Source organism: Fluviicola sp. (assembly GCF_039596395.1).
GTDB lineage: Bacteria > Bacteroidota > Bacteroidia > Flavobacteriales_D > Crocinitomicaceae > Fluviicola.
The window spans coordinates 616,679-638,498 of sequence record NZ_JBCNJT010000002.1; the positions used below are offsets into that span (position 1 = coordinate 616,679).

The 21,820-nt window shown below is 39.7% G+C and carries 8 protein-coding genes; 1 reads left to right on the plus strand and 7 read right to left on the minus strand.

Annotated elements, in window-relative coordinates; genetic code table 11:
• Positions 1–19: 19 nt before the first annotated feature.
• From ABDW02_RS11715 to ABDW02_RS11725, 3 genes are all read right to left on the minus strand, one after another.
• On the minus strand, positions 20–7,189 hold the full coding sequence (locus ABDW02_RS11715) for a SpvB/TcaC N-terminal domain-containing protein (RefSeq protein WP_343634742.1): 7,170 nt from the start codon (positions 7,187–7,189) through the stop codon (positions 20–22).
• 67 nt (positions 7,190–7,256) lie between these two features.
• Positions 7,257–7,607, minus strand: a complete 351-nt coding sequence (locus ABDW02_RS11720) for a hypothetical protein (protein WP_343634743.1) — start codon at positions 7,605–7,607, stop codon at positions 7,257–7,259.
• Positions 7,608–7,648: 41 nt separating this feature from the next.
• A complete protein-coding gene (locus tag ABDW02_RS11725) occupies positions 7,649–17,566 on the minus strand; it encodes a neuraminidase-like domain-containing protein (RefSeq protein ID WP_343634744.1) in 9,918 nt (3,305 codons plus the stop codon).
• Positions 17,567–18,157: 591 nt separating this feature from the next.
• Here ABDW02_RS11725 and ABDW02_RS11730 point away from each other — a divergent pair.
• On the plus strand, positions 18,158–18,835 hold the full coding sequence (locus ABDW02_RS11730) for a winged helix DNA-binding protein (RefSeq protein WP_343634745.1): 678 nt from the start codon (positions 18,158–18,160) through the stop codon (positions 18,833–18,835).
• A 100-nt stretch (positions 18,836–18,935) separates the two neighbouring features.
• Here ABDW02_RS11730 and ABDW02_RS11735 read toward each other — a convergent pair whose 3' ends face one another.
• The 4 genes from ABDW02_RS11735 to ABDW02_RS11750 all read right to left on the minus strand — a co-directional run bounded on the left by ABDW02_RS11735 (position 18,936) and on the right by ABDW02_RS11750 (position 21,430).
• Positions 18,936–19,454, minus strand: coding sequence for a hypothetical protein (locus ABDW02_RS11735; protein ID WP_343634746.1), 519 nt, complete (start codon positions 19,452–19,454; stop codon positions 18,936–18,938).
• Positions 19,455–20,373: 919 nt separating this feature from the next.
• Positions 20,374–20,694: a hypothetical protein gene (locus tag ABDW02_RS11740; RefSeq protein WP_343634747.1), complete on the minus strand. Its 321-nt coding sequence runs from the start codon at positions 20,692–20,694 to the stop codon at positions 20,374–20,376.
• Between the two features lie 152 nt (positions 20,695–20,846).
• Complete coding sequence (locus ABDW02_RS11745) at positions 20,847–21,269, minus strand: hypothetical protein (protein WP_343634748.1); 423 nt, start codon at positions 21,267–21,269, stop codon at positions 20,847–20,849.
• 83 nt (positions 21,270–21,352) lie between these two features.
• Positions 21,353–21,430 (minus strand): hypothetical protein, encoded by a 78-nt coding sequence (locus ABDW02_RS11750; protein ID WP_343635948.1) that lies wholly within the window; start codon positions 21,428–21,430, stop codon positions 21,353–21,355.
• Between the last annotated feature and the right edge of the window lie 390 nt (positions 21,431–21,820).

A 21,820-nucleotide genomic window follows, 5' to 3' on the forward strand; every position in this document is an offset into this window, starting at 1 on the left:
TTATAAAATCATGCCATTTTTATGGACATTTTATCCTAACTTTATTAATCAATTCACCCGTAACACTTTTAGCAGCAGTTAAACTACCTCGAATTGTCGATATTCTCGACGATGGAACTCCTAATCCCATCAACATTCGTTTAAGTTCTTGCGCTCGATTCAACCCCATTTCTCTATTTTTTACCTTAGAAACCGGATTAATCATATTCCAAATCTTTGGATCGTTTTCAGCGAAATTCAAATTATAAATTAATACTAATGTAGAACCTGGATTATGTAACATAGTTTTTGCTAATCCTTTAGCCCAACCATATGTGGATTTTCTATTAGTTAAAGTCCATGTATCAGCGTTAAACTGTGCATTAATATCAACTGGTCTCGTTTGATCCTCATAACACGGTTGAGGTGGAGGTAAAATAGGAGTTTTTGGTGGTTTAGGAGGTCTTTTGATTCCGCCTCCTGTTGGTGGCGGATTTCCAGGTACATCTGGTGGCCCATTCGGCGGTACATCTGATGAACCATCTCCAGTTGAATGCTCTCCACTTTTAGGATTAGCATCTTCATTCTTCTTTAATGATGAGACTTCGGAAGTATACACATAGGTACCCATATAATAGTGTCCAAAGCGTCCTGAAGCTGAGGTTCCGGAAACATCTTTCTCCCATTTATCACCATTTCTGAAATGATATCTGGATACCAGTTGGGAATTATCTTTATTAGTATAAATAAACTCAACAATATTATTTTCTTTCATTCCCTCAGTTGGCAATTTTAACATTTCATTCCGGTCGGCATTTTTATCAGTGAAGTTTCTCTGACCCTCCATAGGAGTAGATTGAATGACAGTTTCCCCACCATTCTTTCCTTGTTCGCTATTTTTTGAGTTATTATTCTGCATACCATCAATATCATAGTCATTAATTGGGTTGTTATCAGAATAATTATAGGGGCTAAGGTGTGCATATTTTGAAGATAACGGATCCACACTGATAAATCTACAAGTCCATGCTGCGTAATACCTCGCCCCGTAATAATACAACCCACTTTCGAGATCTTTTTCTCTACCTACGTAATGGTATCGTTTTTTAGTAAATGTTCTTAAAGAACTATCACCAAAAGGATAATATTCTTCCTTATCGATGATAGTTCCATAAACATCAAGGCGTACCGTAGAACTCCTAATTTGATCTTCCAGATTATATATAATATCAGCAGAGATATCATCAGGAAACAAATCTCCTATTCGAATTATCGCAACACGCGAATTGTCATCCGTCAGATGGACATAATTTTTCTCATAAACAGTCCCGTTTTCCAGAATGCAATACTCAAAAAGACCATCAATATATATAGTACGCTCGTAAATTGGATTAGTACTTGTTCCTGTACGAACTAACTTACTCACTCGGTTCATTCCGGAATAATCATATTGTACAAATATCGTAGGATCGGAGCTCCCTGCTTGATTGTAATATGCTATTAATTGATTTCCTGCATTCCAAATATAATTTCGGGTAGTTCCTGCAGTGATTTGATTCCCACAGGAATCATAGGTGAAGTCTTCTATCAATGAAGGAGCTAAAGTTTCTACTTTTTGTAAAGAGTTATACCCTTCGTTATATGTAAAATTTCGAGTAAAACCGTTCGTTCCCAATTGTTTTACTTGTTGTATATTTCCTAATTTGTCATAAGTATATTTTCGAGTATAATTACGAACGTTATTTGCATTAGGAGTTCCAGGAGTAGGCGCATAACTGTACAGGTAATCATTTTCGTGCTGGGTATCACTCTCTCGTCCGTCAGCAGAAACAACTCGATAAAGAGGATCATATTCAAAATTCCTATCTAAAGAATTACTCCCCAATATACTTCCTGTAATGCCACAATCGTTTACCCTATGAAGTATCTTAAGAATATTTCCAACCAAATCAAAATTGAAACCGTCATCTTGTTTATTCGATCCACTTTGTGGCTCATAAGTGATAAGATTTCCAATGTGGGATTTAACATATTTCTCACTTCGTTGACGTAATAAGCGAAAAGTGTTATAATCATAGGAATATCTTGTCATAACGTTATTGCCAAAAGCTACAAGTAATCGTTCTCCCTTTGCATTATAGACAATATTTTCTACGTATTCTATTCCATCGTAACTTACTTTTGCAAGTGTTCCTCCACGGTTATATGTCGGTGTTATTTCTTTACGTTCATTATTTACATTCTCTGGCAAAGAAATTTTTATTACTCTATTCAATGCATCAAAGGTATTACTCGTTTCAAAGATTTTTATATCTAAAATAGTTGGCAATCCGGTCCAATCGATTAAGTACGTTTCATAATTATTCAATGCAGTTTTCAATACAACACTACTAATTACTTGCTGTTTTTTAGAAAGTAAGTTGCCTTTAAAATCGAATGCTACATTTTCTATTTTTCCGCTTTCGTCATATTGTTGCCATACTTGTCCAAGGAGATTATTTGTTTTTGGTGAAATTGATTCTTCACCATAAATTATCTGAGTACTTAAACGAAAAGAACTTATCCCATTGTTTTTTGACCAACCAAAAATTGGCCGATATAAAGGATCATAAACCGAGAGTATTCGAGCTCCCTTGGCATCTTTTCCTTCAATGACTTTTCCTGTCGTATCAAAAACTAAGATGTTTTTTCCGCTGTCAATGTGTTTTGTCCAAAGTGGTGGAATAAAACTATCTTTCCTAACTGGTCGCAGATCATAAATATGTTCGAACACTTTTCTATTATAGGAGTCACGCACTTCTAGTAAATTGCTTCGAATATCATATTGATAGTACATCAAAACATCTTCATACATTTCCGTCTCTGGATTATAATGCGATTTGTGCTCCGTGGTTTTGACAGTTCTTCCAAATGTGTCTACCAAATTACTAGACGGGGTAAACCAATTATTTTGAGGGATATTTATTGTCGGATTAGTCAATGGGGCTAAATCGTTTCCATCATATGTGTAATTTTCCCATGGAGTAGGTGTAAAGTTGTCAGGGAAATCTAGCGAGTTAGGAACGCCATAAATCACCCGTTGTTCGCTATTATCAGGATTTACTACTTTGATCAATCTTGCCCATGAATCATAATACATTTTAATTTTCACTCCCATTTGTGGCATAATTGTCCCTCCCGTAGTACTTAATTGAGGTAATGAATAATCAAAATCTTTATCAAAGAAAGGTTCGTATTGTTCCACGATTTTCCCCTTATTATTGTAAATACTCCAACCACTTACTACTACGTTTAGCGGATCGTTTTCACCCCTTTCAACACCTATAGCAGGAGCATTCACAGTATTTTGATTCGCTAATAATCCTGAAGATCCAAAGATTTGATTTCCAAAAATCACATCTTCAGCTTGAGTTCTTGTCTGCAACAACCTTCCAAAGCCATCTGAGTAATCCACCTTAACAATGGTCAAACTATTAGGATTTTGTTGGTAATGTTCTTCTCTTAAGATGGTTTTTACCCAAATGGGATTTCCTTGGTTCTTAAATGCAAAGAAGTCATATTCCATCTGTACAGATGGAGAGAAACGCTCGTAAAAATCTCCTGAATTACTTTTATAATCTCCTTCTGTACCTTTACCTATTAATGCCGTAGCGCATAGTAATCCAAGCGGTGAAAAATCAAAAACGGAGCTGTTGTCATTTAAATCGGTTATCTTATTAGTTTGAAGAATCCGGTAATCATATTCCGATCTTACTTCTAGATAACCTGTTGTACTGAACCATTGTTTTGCCCTTACAGGAAGAAATTGATACGAATCGTATTCAATTGTGGAAAGATTGTCAAATACATCTTTATTCTCCATAACCAATCCAACAGGATATTCTATCTCACTATCCTGCCAATCATACTTAATGCGTCCATTTTCCGCATACCATCCCTCCTTATGATTTGGATAACCACTTCTGCGGTCTTTGTACCCTAAACGCTGATCTCCATTTTGCAGCAATTCTTCAAAAGTAGTAGGATAACCATTTGTACTACTCCAATCAGGAGTAACTTTAAAACATTCAGGAGTATCTATACCATATACAGTTTCTATAATTTCCTCTGTCAAGACAAGCGTTTCACTCCTCACGGATAAACCATAATTCCCGATTTGTCCGTAAGGTAAGCCTTCAAAAGCTTCCCCATCGTAAAAATTCAGGGAACAGCCTATTACAGGCAATGTGTTACTATTGAAAACAAGGTCTTTGTACCCAAAAATATTCAGGTTTGTTGCGGATTTAGTAGCATCGTATGAAGTCGATTTTTTTACCCGGTCCGCCATGTATTGCCCGTTCGGAATGTCTTTGTAAATGAATTCGCTGATGCCGTAAGTACCCAGGTAGTCTCCGTTTCCGCCTCCGAGTGGAGTTGCCCCACGTGGAAGTCCCGCACTTAACTGCCCTCCCGGATTTCCATAAGCATCGTAATCTTTTGTGAAGGTAAATTGGTGCATTGGATCGTTTCCACGCTCGTATTGACTGGTTCTTCCAGCTAAACTAAAGGAGAAAAATACATATTGTTCTCCTAGCTGTTGGGATGTATACAACGGATCAAACTCAGTTCGAATTCCCATCAAACTTTCCGTAATGGTGTATGGAATATTCTCTAGTACCGATCCGTCACGACCATAGAGTTCTGATCGCAACAAAGTTCCTCTTAGAGTCCGAATAGCATCTCGTCTGGCTCTTCTGGGCAAGGAACTCAATAGGTTTTTAGTTTCTGTCGTTCGCTGAAGGACATTACTGTCTCCTTGCCAATATTGATATGCAAAATCCAGTTCTTCCCAGCGGGTATAATCCGGGCCTACAGGCCCCAAATGAAACCAGCTTTTGGTTTCCACAGGTGGAGAGTAATATTCTGCAATCAGGTTTCCCGGACTGTTTAAGTTATTCTCAGTCCCATCCGAGGATGCCGTAGTAAAACGTTCGAACGATTCCGTATCCCGTGAATCAACCTGGGCAAAGCCCCTGAATTCTCGTTCTGCTCCATCCCAGTAACCATTGTGATAGGAATATTCGGTTACCAGCTTTCCACCGGAGAGGAGGTCATGAACTTCCGTGCGATTCACTACCTGTACCGGAAAAGGCAATTGTGTTTTCCAACGTGTTTGTGGATCCTGATCGTCTCTCAAAAAATGTTCGATGGAAGAACCGTATGCAACACGCGTAACACTTCCCATATTGTTGTTCATTTCTTCCAGCAAGTAGGGCTTATTTCCGCCAGTGAAATCCAGGAAGAACATTCTTCCTTTTGTTCCGGTTGTAACAATCTGACTCCATACAATTCCGGCCTGACCGGTTCCCATGATATCTGCAATGCGCAGACTTTCTGCCTGATGTACAGCCGGAGTCCCCATGATTTTCACTCCTTGTGAAAAAGAGTTTCCACTTTGATTTACATACAGAGTAACTTGATTATTTTCTACAAATGCAATGTCAGCTTGTCCGTCACCATCCAAATCTCCCAATAATATTTGCTTCGGATTGAATTGTTCCGGGAAACGTGGTGCATTAGTCATATTGACAATTTTACCGAAACGTCCATAGCCCAGGTTCGGCCAATACTGCACTCTTCCGGATGAAATGAGTACAATATCTTGTAATCCATCCCCAGTCATATCTGCGAAACGAACGCGTGGATCTGCAAAACTGAAATCCGCAAAGGTTTTGTCTGCAAGACGCAATTGGTCAAATCCTTTTTCCGGGTCATTCAGAAAACATTCAAACTTGGCTCCGTTACGCAATACATCTGTAATTCCATCTCCATCCAAATCAATGAGTTGCACTTCCGGATCCGTTAAACTGAATGAAGGTTTTTTGGAATAGGAACGGTAATTCTTTTTATCCCAAACGTCATTGAAACTTCCGGAAAAATAACCTGCCTGATTATCATTGACAACTAATAAATCACTGCGCCCATCTCCGTTCGCATCGATCAGCTGAACACCAGCATTCCCCAGTTGAATAGAAGGAGAAACCGGGATTGTTTTAGGAGAAGCAAAAACACCCTTTCCTTTGTTGGGCCAATAACGTGATCCCGTTCCATCCATTTGCAGCAAATCCGGAAGTCCGTTTCCTGTCACATCGACCAATTCATATCCGGATTGTGCCAATGAAAGAGAAGGAATAGGACCTTTTATTTCATCCAGTCCACGAATGGAAGGCTTGAAAGTGGAATAACCGAATTCCAATGGCGGCATCCATTCACTTTCTGCTCCTTTGTGACCTTCTACACTTAAGTTCTTCAATAGAGAAATTCCATTCAAAGGAAGCCCTTCCATGTAATTGAAATGGTAAGTCTTTACTTTGCGGGTTTCGTCAGCATGTGTGTATGTTGAAACAGACTTGCAGCGTTTGGTAGTTCGAGTCTCGAACCCTTGACGATATATTGAAAAAGCATCCGGGCGTTCCTCGTATTCAAAACGCACTTCACACAGGTGTTTTTTTATATCTTCCTCATAGTACTGATTGTATTTGATGGAAGAAAGGTATAACTGGTCGGAGCTATGAGGTTGTGCTTTGCTATCTGAAAGAAGCAATTCTCGCTCATATTCGTAAATGACTTCATTTCCAAAAGGATCGACCGTTTTGCTCAGAGTCCATCCAAAAATAGCATTCCGGTTTTCTGGGTTCGCAATCACAAACGAAGCTTCTCTGAACGGAAGATCCGGACTACCGTAATAGGTGATCAAACCATCTTTACTTTTTACTTCCCAGTAATTTTTGCCACTACTTTTTTTGTGGTGAACAATACGGGCAAACAAGCCTTCAGTGCGCGGACGATAGTATGTGCGCTCCCAATTGACTGAAGTTCCTTCTTCCTCAACAGTTTCTTTTTCATGTTTTACAGGAACCAGATCCTCTGCTCCTGACAGAATGAAAACATCCTTCCGGTCATCATAAACCGGAATTCCCTTGCTAGTTTTACGAGTAATTCCGGGAATTCCCAATGCCCAGCCCAGCCCAAAGACACCGTTCCCGTTTCCGGTACTGTATCCTAAAGATAAGTTAGGTTGCATGCCATTCCTGCCTGAAGGAACAGCTATGGGAACACTAAAATTTCCGGTTCCTGTGAATAAGTCCGGAGAGAATTTTTCTCCCAGACCGCTTTGAGCTCCCCCGCCCGAGGGAGCTATTATTGCAGATGTGCCATTGGTGTTAGACATGTTGTGATTGTTTGGTGGTTATTAGATTTTGATTAAACTTCATTTCTGCAAGCTTGTATTTTTTGAACTACTCCTTCGTTAGGATAATAAAAGCTCGTGCATAGATGTCTCCCCCATCTGTTGAAAAACTAATTATACGAAATCCTTCTTTTTGCCATTTTGTGATTTCTTGCTGTATAATTACACTATTCTCTAATGTTTTTTCAGAATAGTTGCTAAAATTGTGTCCTGATAATGGAACAACTTTTTTGTCTCCATTTGGAGTAATTATCATCATACTCGAATTTGTTGCGCCTGTCTTTGCGGACTCTATAGTTCGAATGATTACTGTTTGAGGATTTTCTTGTTGCGCATTAGCGTTATAAATTCCCAACAACATCATTGTTGTGATAAGCAAGATTAATTTGGCATTTTTCATGATTTTTATTTTTTTAATGAAATTAGTTATTAAAATAAACATTATAAGGGATATATAGGTAGATCAGCTTTGCAACTTACCAATACCAAAATATCCGTTACATGTTCCTGGCTAAATAACTCCCTGTTGATTGGGGTGTTCGCAAAAGCTAGACGCAATTTCACAAATGGGGTAGCTGGACTTTGAGTATTCAAGACATTGGATAATGCATTGGCACTAAATATTCCGTTTACGGTCACTCCGTCCATTGGCTGAGCATTATTTCCTGCTGTGATCAGACTGAAGTCCGCAATGGAGATTTCATCGGTAAACCCGTCTTTCCGTGCAAAATGCAACAATACATTTGAACCATCCAAACGGATATTATCAACTCCAGCCGGGAACATTTCTGGCTTCAATTCAAAGTCAACATAGAAAGAGGTGTTTCCTTCCTGAGCCTGTGCTAGTTCATACCACTGGTCCGGAAAATCATTCTTGAAGGAGAATCCTCTGCTGAATCCAAGGGTATTATCAATATCCTGTAATACCTGGAAGCGGTATTGGAAGCTATCCAAAGCAGTGTATTCCACTTCGATGACCACATCTGCGATATTACTAAAATCCATCCTGTTAGAGAACTTCGGCATTTTAAATTCCCAGCGCGATTCGATTCCCATTCCCTCAAATGGATTCAGGAATTCATTTTGCATGGGCTGCAATTCAAACATGCCCGTTGCACGGGAAGCTCCTGTCAACGCCACTTGGTCTGTTTCCATTCTTCTGATTGGAATGCGCTGGAAGGTATTGTTCGCTTCAATTACGGTATAGGAAGTTGTTCCTGCTGTCAAGGTGGCTTTAATATTATCATAGACCGGTACCAAACCAATTACTGAAACTTTCACTCCGTTAATTAAACGCAAGTAATGCCCCGGGAAATCGTAATCAAATAAACGATTGGTCAAATCAAAATTCAATACGCCTGTTTCCCGGAATGTTTGGAAAGCATCCGGGAAATGTTGTCCTAATGAAATCATCTTAGTCATTTGCAGTTTGCGCTTGGTTGTTTCAAAAGCATACTGATCCAAACGTGTCAAATCCTGTAACAAACGTGCGCTTCCTGTCAAACCTCTGCGATCACCACCACCACCGGTTAAAGTTAAAGCTCCGGTTTGAGGAACTTCCCAATAGTCATTTAAAATAAATGGTCCTGCCTGCTCCTGTTGTTCGAAGTAATACTGTTGTTCAGCTGTTCTTGCAACAGCGGTCGCAATACTCAACATATAGCTATACGTACGTTCCAATACATTTCCCATCCAGCGATACAGTTCAGCATTGGTAAACTTAGTTTTTAAAAATTCAAGCGTATCTGTTGCATGGTCCATATTCATGGAAGCAATCTCACGCTCCTGGGAAACAATTCGAGTATTTTGTTCAGCAATTTTAATTTGCTGGTTAGCAATACTGATATCATAACCCGCCAAATCACTCTGGAACTGCCATTCTTGTGAACGTCGCTGATAAGAGGCCATTTGGGACATAACTGATGCAGTTGTCGAAATTGCACCTGCAATACTGTTAAAACTTCCTACTAAATCAAACTTCCCAGCTGGGGTCAATGCCGCCGCACCTGCATTTGTTTGTAATCCAGCAGAAACATTTAATAGGATTATACTAATTAATTCATAGGCATTAAGCCCTGCGTTAATCCAATTATCATACGTACTCTGCATAAACTCGACCTTGTCCAATTGCAAATCAGCCACTGTTTCCTCATTCAAAGCTTGCTTTACACGCATATCCTGCAATTTAACAGTAGCTTTAGCTGTTTGCAAATCTTGTTTCGCACGCAACAGGCTGTAATTCTCTGCATCTTCTTTTTCCAATGTGGACAAGAACTGACTCTCCAATTGCTGTGCCTGGGAAACCAATTGTTTGGCGCGTTCGATCAACACCCGGAAACGGTATTGAGAAGGAGCCAGGTTTGCTACTCCCGGAAGAACCAGGTTGCCTCCGGCACCGATAACCGGAACACCACTCACACTATCAGTTGGTGCGGCAAAAATGTCCAATGAACGTTCCATACCGGCGATGTTGCGGCAATTGAAAATCTTGAACAATTCCAGGTTGGCTTTCAGTTCCAATGCAGCATACACCGGATTAGAAGGCAAACAGAAAGCGTAATCCACAAATGGCACATAGTCTTCAGCATACAAGAACGGGTGGTACAAAGCGGATGCATTCGCAAATACCAGGTTGGCTTGCAAAGCAGCTGGTGCCGGCTGGAACGGATTGTATGCCAGATCCGGATTTTTTAGCAGCTGTGTTCCCGAACTGGTCGTAAAATTAACATTCAATACATTGGCATTCGGAGGAATTGGATTTCTTAACCAGCTGATTTTTCCCTGATTCAAAGGAGATGAAACCTCGTCGGCAGTGGAAGAAGCCAGTGTTGCCAAGGTATTCGTGAAATGAGCACCTACCACGTTGTTGAATGATTGTGTATCCAAACCCGCGAGCAGGTAGCGATATGCATCGTCCATGCGACTACCAATCCCATCCATGAGCTCCGTTACCGAATCGGCCGCTTCAACAGGATGCGAATCTTTGAATTCCGAAAGGAAAGTGAATCCGGAAGAGAATTTTTCCTGCATGGATGATTCCCCGTTGAAAATAGTAACCAATTCAGAGGAAGCTTCGTTAATCCATGCTACACTATTCAGGCCTTCCAATTCGGATTGCAACTGCACAAATGCATTTGACCAATATAGGTCAACCGGAGCTTCAATAGCAGTTTCAAAACAAGCATGTGAACTCGTATAACATTGCGACGGCTTCACATTCAGTTCGCTTACTTTTAAAAGATCCAATACTTCCGTATACAATTTTCGTGCATTCGGAACCGTTTCGATCGTATCGATCGTGAATTCCCGGTCTCCATAAGCGGTCATACATTGGATGATGTTCATCAACGTATACTTCGTATATGCATTGACGCGGGTTTGAGCAATTAAATGCGGATTGAGCGGGTCGAGTAGCCAGTCTGACGGACGGTCGAACACGTTTACAATGGATTCTTCGAGTACCAATCCGTAGAAGATTTTGCGTTTACTAGCCAGGTTATTGGTATAATCGTAAACCGACTGATACCAATCCAGTGCCGTCGGATAGTCACCCCTTTGCTGCTGATCCAGTGCAATCAGCATCGGGACAAAATAATAGGCCTCATACAACACTTCTTTGATCGAATTTGTCCGGAATAATGATCCTGCCGGATTTCCCTGCGGTGCATTTAAATTGGCACGCATGTGCAATTTGATATTGGTAGTGCGCAGATCAAAGTTGTCAATACAATCCCCGGATTCGATTTGCACGGTTACACTTTTTTCAGGAGCAAGAGCAAATGCAAGCACAGCACCCAGTGATGTCATATTAATCCGGAAAATTACACCCGAAAGGATGTTTTCATTGTATATGGTTACGGCATTTGCCGATTCCCAAACAGAACTGTTAAAGCGCGGCGCTATGGATAGCACATTTTTATTAAATGTATCCGCAGTCAAAGCTGACTGGTGAAGATTCAGCACCAGCGGATTGTTGGTAAACGTTCCATAAACTTCCGTATACTTTGTAAATCCGGAGTTATCCCGATTTGCAACTACAAAAGTATCGTGCGACTGATCTTTCTTAAATACACCAATAATATTTGCATAAGAGAGGCTAACCGGAATTATAGGAACTAAGCCGGATAAACTGCCAAAATACCCGGTGCGAATTTCATTTTTGAAAACAACAGTGATACCGGTTAATGCATTGAGGTTTGCAACAGATGTTGTAATGTTATGAACAACACCAGTTATTGGAAGTTTATCATTCTCCAGGAAAATCAGATTTCCTATGTTGGTATCGAAGAAATCATCTTTAGGCATGTATCGGATAACAATGTGTCTCATTACCCCATTCCATCGCTTGTAGGACAATACAAAATTTACAAAATCCCATTCTATGGAATGCTGACAAACAGTAATTTGAGTCAATACATCCAGGTTATTCAACAACGAATAATTTATGGTGTCAGGAGAACTCGAGAACGGACCCTGTATACCTTGATAGGCATCGGAATAAGTTACTTCTGTAAGATCCGGAAGCTCCAGTGTTTCTTCTTCTGCCCATTCACTTCCGGCCGTCATCAGGTCTTTTTTCAGATAAGCCAGCTTGAACTCTCCGTCTTCTTTGAAAGTATAGAACAACCACAAAGTGGCATTCGTTGCCTTTCCGTTGTCATCAAATTCTGAACTGATCGGAAGACAACCCAGGATTGTTGCTTTCTTTCTGATCGGGATTTCTATCCAGAAATCGTGTTCGTTCGGATCGGTCGCATAGAACGCTTTGGATGAATAATACACTTTATCAGTGAGCGTGCTTTGACTGAAGTAGAAAGTCATGTATTCGCGCATGCTGTTATTCATATCACCACAACAGTCCAGAGGATCTTTACGGAAGATGTATGCATCCGTATTTGCCGTGCAGACCAGTTTCAGGTTTTGAATGTCTTCGAAATAGGCCTGGTATTTTTTTGCGGCTTTGCAAGCATCGATCGGTGTGAAACGATTTGCATTCTGAATGGTTTCTGCCAATTCAATGAACGCCGGACTTTGTCTGCGTTTCAAGGTTGGATACAACAGGTTTTCAGGATAGATGTAGGTAAACACCGCTGATCGCCAGGTTGCATAGGAACCCAGCCACTGCCATTCTTTATCGAAGTTTGGCGCGGAAAAAGAGAATCCGTTGAGGTAGTCATCATAAATCCCGGCTTCCAGAGCAAAAATAAGCCCCTGAAGTGTTTCAATCGCGTGTGACACACGGCTATGTTTTACGCAACAATTATCTTTGGTCTCAATGAACAATGTTTTGGCAATCCGTTCCGCTGCCTGATCGAATGATTCACAATTATTTCTAAGCGCCTGGATCAATGCATCACGCATAACCGGCAAAGTAATATCTTCGGTTTCCTCAATCACAGAATTCCATGCTTCCGTCACTTTTTCTTTACGTTCAATTCGCGTATTCAAAGTATCCTTCCAAGCCTTTTTATCTGCGTTCGGAGAACGCCATTGTTGGGTATCTTGTACTAGGTTGATCGGGAAATTAATAATCGCCGGAGTGTAATTTTGGAAATCTTCCCCTTGTAAGACTATATTTTCGGCATATTCTTGCTGAATAAATTCGAAGTACCCGGTAGTAATCAAATTAATACGAATAACTATATTAATGAGGTCATCGTACTCGGAAGGCAACAAGTTGGAGGGAAGAGTCGGAGCATTATAGTTTTCGGCTTTTAGTACCTCAAAGATTTGTCTCAGTACCCGGTATTCTGCAATTTGAATAGCGAGCTGGTTCAAATAAGGTCGGATGTCCTCGCCAGCATCTTCTTTTTCAAATAGGTCCGTGAAATAATGAAGGTATTCAGTACCGACACCGCCGGTAGTTGAGCGGGAAATCATTACGCTTAAAAGAGACTGAATACTAGTGAACAATTCGGCGGCGGTAAATGAATCATTGAAGAACAGACTTAGCTGATCAAAAGCCATGTCCAAAGTTTGTTTCCTTTCAACCCATATGTCGTGAACCGTTTCTCCCTGAACAAACTTTTTAATGTTTTCCGGAGGAACAATATCCGGGAAAACGGTCGGAACGCGGTTCCATTTAGCCAATGTTTGTTGCCACAACGAACGATCCTGGGAATTTCCTCTCATAGGATCCATTCTGAGTTGAAATACATTATAATATTTGATACCCATAGAAATCTCCGGTAAAATCCATCCATTTCCCATATTATCTGTAAAGTACATTTGTTTTCTCTTACAAGCTGTAACCAACAAATCGGCGACAGAACGCAATTCAACTGGTGTAGGCTGATTGGACGGATCCGCATCCTGGTACGCTGTCATTACCGGGATAATCAATGAAAATTCTTCCGGGGTAAGTGCAAATGCATCATTCAATACTTCTATTGCCTCTTGCTTAACGAATGCATCATTACTCTGGAAAGCTGTAATTAATGCCGTCATATCTGCATATGGTGGATTGATATCGTAATTGGTTAATTGGTCTCCGGTATTGATCTCGTTCAAAATGCGTTTAAAACCTGCTGCATTAAAAGGTACGAGTAAAGAGAAATATTCTGTACGCTTATCTTCCAGCTGCTCTTGTCGTGTATCGTACAGATCTATGTAAGGTTCCGCATCGGGTGAAATAAGCAGTCGGTCTCTGGATACCAGTTCCGGATCAATGATTGCAACATTGGAACTCGTGATTTCAAGATAGTTGTCAGGAATGGTCTGCAATGATGGGTCCCAGGAACCAGTAGACGGTTCGTTCAAGGCTTTCCAAAAAAAGCGGGCATCCAACATCAATTTTTCTGGATCTGTGCCACCGGTAGGGATATGGTTAATTTCTTCCTTGACCCAAATGGTGTTTAACCTCGTACGTGCAGAATTGCGAAAAATAGATGCTGTTTGATAGAATTGTGATGATTCAGGTTTGTCAACAGAATACATGGAATCCAGATATTGTTCACAAGCGATTAAATTTTCCATGAACACGCTAAATCCAAACGCATCTGTATATAGATTTTCAGTGATCAGGTCCATATAAGCTTCTGCTGTATCTCCTGAACGAATGATTTCATACAACTTTTTCAGCTTTGTGTAATAGGTCGGTTCTGTATCAATTGACCCTGGCCAAGTCAAGGGTGCTTCTCCAATTGTATATGTAAATGGATCTATCATCCCGGCTGGAGCAGGGTTCAAATAGTCATATTCAAACGACTTTTCAAAAAGTTTGGTACAGATCTTTTCCGGATCAGGAATAGTTGTTGTATCTAATAAGACTTCCGCTTCATAGATAAAACTGACGTTTCCTGCAACAAATTCTGCCGGTAAATCTGATCCTAAAACTAATTCTACCTCAGTACCTCCAGGAGTAACGGAAACCGAAGAAACCGTCATGGTATAAAATCCGATTGTATTCTCTGTGTTGAAAACAAGCGGACTTCCACTACTGATAAGTTTAGCACGTCCCCCTACCAAATAATTTTGAATTGCAGGCCCATCCCAGATTAATGTTATAGCTGAATCATCATCAGGAAGCGGGTTGATTACAGAAACAACATTATCATACCTCATGACAGGAGTATCTCCTTCCGGTTGAAATAAAGCCAATTGGGAGACCTCCGGAGTAGATTTCTTCAATCTCAAATCTGTATTTGCGCCATTTAATGAAACGTTAAACAGTTCAAAATCTTTAAATTCTGAATCAGATGGGTCTTGTAAACGAATTTTATTATCTAAAAAATTTACACCCGAGAGATTAATACCTGGTACCCTTAAAATTCTTCCATGGATATCTGCTGAAGTTCGTGAGAGAATCTCTTCATCAGAGGCAAAATAACTTAAAAAAATGTCCGTATTTTCTTTTCTATGTCTCCACAGATCCAGAGCAAAGTCGGAAGATTTATAGGTCATATCACCTCTTCCGATCATATCAGGATCGATGATTGGTTTCCATTCGGCTTTGAATGTAAGATCATTACCCGGATCAACGCCTTCCCGGCTATATGCAGAGAAATAATAATCTACCTTTTTCCAAGTTTCCAGGAGGTATTCATTCTTCCAAGTTAGCACCAATGCTTCAGCGGGGTTTGTCAATACATCTCGTTCTGTATCCCTGAAACCGTAAATAATTTCCAGATTCTCTGCCGTCAATTCCTGAGCAGCGGATGCATTATCAAAAGTCAGCCACATGCGGTCAGCCGTATATTGCGTAGTGCTCGGTGGTGCATATAACAAAATTCCCAGTTTATCAGCGAAACGTTGTGCAGCCTCTTTTTTATCATCCAAATCTTGTATCGCTACAATACTGCGTAGTTCTTCGTAAGATGTTCCAGATTGAACAAGGATGGTTTTGTAAGTCAATAGCAAAAAGTTCTTGCGGTCGTTCTCTAATCGCTCCAGTACTTCTGTCGGAAGTGTTTTTGTTGCAACATATTGTTCTAAGATCTCTGTTACCAAGCGTAAACGGCAATATTCTTTGTGCAGGGTATCACAATCCACCGAAAAAGATCCGAATGGCTGGAAGAAATAGTCTTCCAGTAGGGTTAAAAATGCATTGTAATTGATAGGCGAATAAGAGGGAATACTCGCTTTGCTAATGTGTTTTGCACCGTATTTTACCAGATCTACCAAGTAAGAGAACGGACTCACTGCTGAAGTACAGTCTTCGCAGTCGCAACGGTTAATGAATTTCGAAAATGCTGTTTGAGCAAAGTTGGAATTTTCAATATCCGGAATATAATGTGTTTTTAATTCGTAATCCCCCAATTTTCCGACCAATAGATTGGATAACAATTTGTGATTTTGAGCTACTGTATCATGAATTTTTGCCGCATCGTAAAGTGTGATCGCGACACTTTCTACTCCATCTATAAATACATCTTTTGGCGTGTTTGCAATTTTGGAAAGATTGGTATAACCATTGCTGATCATAAACTGGTTTTGCTCGGCATCGCGGTTTACAGTATACAAATCGACGTGTGCCTGAAGCAAGGTTAATTCCGAGTCTTCCACATCAGGTAAACCATCAATATACCGGATCGGACCTGCTTTTTTCAGGGTGTCCATAGTATCCAGATTTTCATCTTCCAGGAAATCTATCAGATCAGTTGAAAAAGTGGTGCCGCTGATTGTTTCGATGTCATTAAGTGTCGGGGAGTCAGATTGCGTATCCCAAAACGCAGAAGTTTGTATTACCGTAAAATTTTTACTTCCCGGAAGCAGGTCATGGATAACACCGGAGAAAAATGTTCCAACACCTCCCGGCCCTTGTACGGTTAAGTCAATATCAATAGGGAAGACACCGGTGTTTTCTACCGAGATAGAGAAAGGTGCAAATGTAGCATCCCCCAAAGTACCGGATGTAATAGTACCCACGCTTCCGCCTGCCTCATACATTCCGTCCGCAAAAACCGTCAGATTTTCCGGGTATTGGAATTGGTAAAAGGTCAGGGCCGAATATGTATCCCAGTCCTGAGTATCTTCATTGTACATAAAGAGTGAACCATCCGGATCAATTCCGATTCTTGTGACCGTACCAAGCCCTGTTGGAGTCAGTGCAATCGGGTAGTAAAGCCCATTTCCATAAACGCAAAGTTTTCCTTCATGAACCACCAAAGTCGTGTTCATGGTATATAAAACAGTGCTGAGATCCGGAGTAGCAACTTTTAAATAAACATTTTCAGAAGCAATGGAAGGAGTTCCGTTTATTTTTGTGTTTACAATAAATTCATCACTTGTTTTCACGCTAACCGGAAGGACCGGAACAACTATTTCCAAATAACCTTCGTTAACCGATGCGACAGAGGCACTGAAAAAGCTTTTGGAGATAGCATCGATCAATCCTTCATAACTGCATAGATACCCAACCGGTAAAGGACGCTCCAGCTTCTCTGATTCTTTAATGCTAAACAGAATGCTGTTTCGGGTAGTCACTTGTTTTTCAGCGGCAATAGTAACAGAGCTTACCGGAAATTCAAAAGCAGTAATTTGAACGGTATAAGATCCTACGTTTGTATATCCTTCCCTCAAGACAATGTCTTTGATAGGTCGGCGGGTAAAATCGTCATCTGTATAGGGGTTTTCTCCGGAAATGAGCGTTCCCTGGTAATAAACTTTCGCAAAAACGTTCTCGATACTGCCGTCAACGAGGTATTTGGGTTCATCGTTTACGGTAAATGTGATTTCAAAATCCCCATCATCGTTAGTAATTCCCTTTCCAAGGAAGAAAACATCCATAGGACTCTTTTGCCAGAGTTCTACTTCGAGGTTTGAGATTTTTTCTAAGGATTCTGTTGATTCCGGCGTAAAAGAGGCGTCAATTCGTCCGGCTACGGTAAACTTTCTACTGTTTAGAATAGTGTTCGGCATGGTGATTATAATTTAAGTGTTACAATAAGTTGTTGTTTGCAATCTAGTTACAAAAAATAAAAACGCAATTCCAACTATAATTATTTCTTTTTGAGATTGTTAAAATATGTTATAGCAAAATAAATCTTCAGAAGCTTGTTAACTGATTGTTGCAAAGATGCAGGCGGAAGACCGTAAACTATTTACGCCATGACTAAAATAGTTGTATGTTATGAATGTCCTCAGCCAACTCCTTGTTCGATGGTGGTCGTGTCCCCGCTACAAAGAAAAAAGCGTAATTACGAAAGTGGTTACGCTTTTTTCTTTCCCTCTAGTCTCATACTCATTCTGAAACGCTTTTTTCTCAGAGCGAGAATTGAGAATGAGAGCTTGCGTAACAACTAATTTGTAGAAATCACCACTTTTCACAACAAAATCCATATCGGGTATACATCCAATTTATAGATCGTTTGGGTTACTGGGGATTAGAAAGATGTGGATGACCGTTTGAGAATTTTTTTGATGTGAATAAGTATAACTAAGTACTAAATTTTTATTTGTAACTAATGATATCTGCCATTTATGGTATATTTATATACTAATAATTACTCAATGTCAACGAATTACGATTTAATTAAGAAAGTACTTGAGCTTCTCGAACATTTTGAATCTAAAAACGAAGGAGAGTTTTATTCTTCAGATCTTGATGGATTTAAAAGTTGGATCTTACATAATGATGCCCTTGAAAAAAAACACTCAGATGAAGTTTCCTGGGAATTTAAAGAGCAGGGAAGATCTCCGGAAAGTGTCATTAGTACCATGCTCACACATCTTGGCAAATATGCTAAAATGTACTCCAAATCGATCATTTTGGACTCTCCATTTTCTACGCAGGAAGAGTTTATCTACCTGATCAATTTAAAGGCTTTCGGGACAATGAGTAAAATGGATTTGATCCGGATGAATATTCAAGACAAGCCAACCGGAATACAAATTATCAATCGATTAATAAAACAAGGCTGGGTACTTCAAACTAATTCTGAAATAGATAAACGAAGTAAATTAATTGAAATCACCTCCAAAGGGAAGGACCTGCTAGAGGAGCATATGCTCAAGATCAGACAAGCTACTAAAATTGTATCCGGAGATTTGTCACTTCGCGAAAAATTGGAGCTTATTCGTTTACTAACAAAGCTTACGAGTTTTCATCGTGAGATCTATTCAAGGAACATCGATTCGAAGGAATTACTTTGCAAGGTAATTAGTGAGTATATACCTTCTACCAATTAAATAAAGTGGATATGTAAAGAAAGTAATATTGTTTCATCCTCTGCTAACTCCTTGTTTGGTACCGGTAGTTAATTATTAGTAACCGATTATCATTTTTTGGTTACCGTTTTTTTTGTTCCCAAATTTTCGAATGTCGCACGTTCATCCCAATAGTTATCGTTTTCATAATCGCAACCGCCTCATACAGACTCGCTGAACTTAACACCACTTCGTCAACGTTGAAAGTGCTTGCAACGGTAGTTGTTGGCTGGATGACGATATTGGTAGATGCGGCATTCGCAGTAAAGGTGATGATGTTCATCTGACCGCTTACCAAGGTGTAGTTGGTGACTACAGTTCCCGCGCTCACTTTTAGATTGGCTGCAGTCCCTTTATTGGCGCGGATAAACAACTGGTAAGTAGTACCGGAAACAGTAGTAAAGCTTCGCTGTACAAAATTGTTGCTTCCCGCTGTAGTGGTAACGTTCAGGGTTCCGTAGTTTGCAACCGGTGTACCGGCATTGGAACCGGCTGTCCAGCCATCCACCGTATTGGAATTAAATACATAAGCTGTTGCATTGGCGTGCGTGACTTTGCGATCGGTGATCACTGCATGCACGTTCCCCAGGTAATTGGTCAACTCGTAGTTTTTCCTTCCCAGTTTGTTTTTGTAGAAGCCCAGCTTTTGGTAAAATGTTTTGGGCGCCTGCTGATCAAACCATTTCGTTCCTCATGGTTTACCAGCACCGGGCTTTCCGCTTTATCTCTTCCGGATCAATCAGAAGAGGATGCCGCTCCAATCCCTGGCGCGGGAGTGAAGTAAACCAATCGATTATTGTTTCAAAGGCTCGTCCTGGTTTTATGTATCGATTTTATTCCAGTTATCTTTTTAGTTTTTAAGAAGCATCCATCAACTTACCTAAAACATTACCAATATTCTTAACCATTAAAAAATGAAAAAAACCAAAAATAAGTACCAAGCTACATTGAATAAAGAAGATATAAGCATAAATAATCCCCAAATTATATAAAACTCTTTGAGATTCTTCTTTAAAAGAATGTGTATATCAGGCCTCAAAGCCAAAACTATATTTTTATTTCTTTTGATTACATGATAAGCTAGTAAGAACAGTAAAGAAATAGTAATTATTATTGAAATACCTATTTCAGTTTCATTATGTAATGTTCTCTTGAATATTAGAAATAAGGGTATCAAAAAGGGAAGTGCAATAATTCCCAAATCTGCACCTTTACGTTTATTCATGAAACTTTGACTGAAAAAGATCACGATTCGGATATTTATTAGTAAAGAATTTTTGGTAAGTTGATTATAAATGAATTTCCAGTCCATAATGAATTCGAAATAATAAAAACAAATGTAAGAGATTAGTCATTTAATCAATACATTATAAGTTTTCGAGCCTTTTACTGTTTTTGAAGGAAGTAATTTCTTTAATGGAATTGTTTTGGGATCAGAATAGCTAAAAGTGAATACTCTAAAAAAGATTCTGTTGGGATAGCTATTCTCCAAAGAAATGCCCTTTAAGAAAAACATTCGTTCATACATCATGATACGTCCCAGCGCATACCAAATGGGTAGTAGTCGATTTCATAAGGACAACCGCCTCATACAGACTCGCTGAACTTAACACCACTTCGTCCACCTTGAAAGTGCTTGCAACGGTTGTTGTTGGCTGGATGACGATATTGGTAGATGCGGCATTCGCAGTAAAGGTGATGATGTTCATCTGACCGCTTACCAGGGTGTAGTTTGTGACTATAGTTCCCGCGCTCACTTTTAGATTGGCTGCAGTCCCTTTATTGGCGCGGATAAACAACTGGTAAGTAATACCGGAAACCGTAGCAAAGCTTCGCTGCACAAAATTGTTGCTGCCCGCTGTAGTGGTAACGTTCAGGGTTCCGTAGTTTGCAACCGGTGTACCGGCATTGGAATCGAACGTGCAAGTAGCGTTAAATAACGTGGTAACCGCATTGCATTAAAGGTGATGATTGATAGCACTACTATAATGCCCTACTCAATTTCTTCTATCAAAGTTTCCTTTTCTTCAATTTCGTTCTCATCATGTACGGTTATTTTCTCAATTCGTTCCCTATTATCTCTCAGACATCTCATACAAGCCTCACCTACTGTTGTTATTCCATATTTTTCAGTTTTGATAGATTCAGAGCTTCCGCCTATGGCTATTTCAGTTAAAATTCTTAATGGATACAGACGATTAACGGTGTATTCCTTTTCCATCAATTCAAGAATAGGTTCAATAACATAATAAGCAGCTTCGTATAAATCCGATTGGACAACAACATAATTATCAATATTCCAATATGCCTTGTGTCTTTCTTCCTCCAAAAAAGAACCTAAATGTTTAATTGCTTCCGGAATGTGGGTTGCATAACCCACTCCTGTTTTTATTTTGCTCCAGCCAATATTTTCCATTGTAATTCAATATTCTTTATGTATTCAGACTATAAGCTCTTACAATCAGTAATGTCACCCGTATTGAGCCCTAAATTTAGACTTTATTCCCAACAATAAATCTTCACAACCGCTAAAAGCATCGCTAGTGATTTCGAATAACAAATGGTACTGCGGTTCAAACGTTTCAGGTGCGTTCGCAGATTCAGGTTTTGCTTCTCCCAACGACAAAACTAATAACTTCACCGGTTTCCGGGTTTAAAGAATATGCGATACAAATACGATTGTTTTTACTACTGACATACGTGAATAATTCATCTACCTGGTAGGTTCTTCCGACTGGAACGGGGTTTTTCCCTTTGAATTTCGTGCAATTCTCAGAATACGTCTTATTACCGTTGAATTGGATATTTGCAATAAACGACCGGTACTCCTGATTCCAACACCTTCTTTTACTAGATTTATGATCTCAACGTCTGACACCAAATATGAATTGTAGGTATACCTTTCTTGTTGATATTTATTACAGTCAATGCATTTGTATCGTTGGCGCTTACCGGTTTTTCCTTTTT